Here is a 427-nt window from a genome sequence, read left to right on the forward strand (position 1 = left end):
CCTCCAGGATGGGGAGCATGACGTCGAGGTTGTCGCGGAACCCCTCGAACAGCACCGGCATCAGGCCGGGGCGGCGGTCGGCCCAGGTGCCGTCGAAGGCGGAGTCGAAGTTCTGGTAGGTGATCGGCGCGAAGAGGCGGGCGTAGGCCTCGATCTGGCGGCGATACTCCTCGGTCCGGTAGCGGGGGGTGGCGTGGAAGTTGACGACGCGGAGCACGCGGCCGGCGGCCAGGCCGCCGACGAGGGCGCCCAGCATCTCCTCGGCCGAGCCGGGCAGCCTGAGCTTGCCCATCAGGGGGCCTCGGGCGGGTGGTACTCCGTCGATTCGCTGAAGGCGGGCGTGGCGAAGGACAGGAAGTGGCGGTCGGCCAGCGACTCGATCAGGCGGGCGATGTCGCGGGCGCCGAGGTCGGGCTTGCGGCGGCGC

General features: G+C 72.1%; 1 protein-coding gene. It reads right to left on the bottom strand.

Annotation, left to right across the window (positions count from 1 at the left end; translation table 11 throughout):
- A partial coding sequence (locus tag D7Y13_RS43400; protein WP_147452734.1) for a hypothetical protein occupies window positions 1-292 on the bottom strand: 292 nt, incomplete at its 3' end.
- Window positions 293-427 lie beyond the last annotated feature (135 nt).

This window comes from Corallococcus praedator, from assembly GCF_003612125.1.
GTDB lineage: Bacteria > Myxococcota > Myxococcia > Myxococcales > Myxococcaceae > Corallococcus > Corallococcus praedator.